The sequence below is a fragment of the Desertibacillus haloalkaliphilus genome (assembly GCF_019039105.1).
Classification (GTDB): Bacteria; Bacillota; Bacilli; order Bacillales; family KJ1-10-99; genus Desertibacillus; species Desertibacillus haloalkaliphilus.
In genome coordinates this window covers 1-432 of record NZ_JAHPIV010000151.1, presented here as the reverse complement: position 1 = coordinate 432, position 432 = coordinate 1, and the positions used below count along the sequence as shown (strand labels likewise).

At 50.5% G+C, this 432-nt stretch carries 1 protein-coding gene; it reads right to left on the bottom strand.

Features of this window, described 5'->3' with window-relative positions; genetic code table 11:
* The coding region (locus KH400_RS21290) for a hypothetical protein (RefSeq protein WP_217228058.1) at window positions 1-432 on the bottom strand (432 nt) is incomplete at both ends.

Below are 432 nucleotides of genomic sequence, written 5' to 3'. Positions count from 1 at the left end.
CTCTTCCGATCCCTCTTCGTTTTCAGTCACTTCATCCTGATCCTCCGGTTCAGACGCCTCTTCTGGGTCCTCTTCGTCCTCAGATTCTTCCAGCTCTTCGTCTTGATCCTCTGGCTCAGGTTCTCCCTTGGACTCTTCAGGTTCCTCGTTCGGATCCTCCGTTTCCGGCTCCTCGTCGTCTATCTTTTCGGGTTCTTCCTCTTGGTCCTCTGACCCAGATCCCTCGTCTTCTTCGTTCTCAGACCCTTCAGGCTGTTCTTCAGAGTCTTCACCTTCTTCGGAGCCTGGTTCCTCATCGTTTTCTTCTATCTCTTCTTCTGACTCCTCAGGTTGTTCGTCATCCTCTTCCGGTTCTTCGAACTCATCTTCCTCTTCTGATACAGATTCGTTATCTTCATCGTCGTTCTCGAACTCTGTTTCAGAATCGTCAGC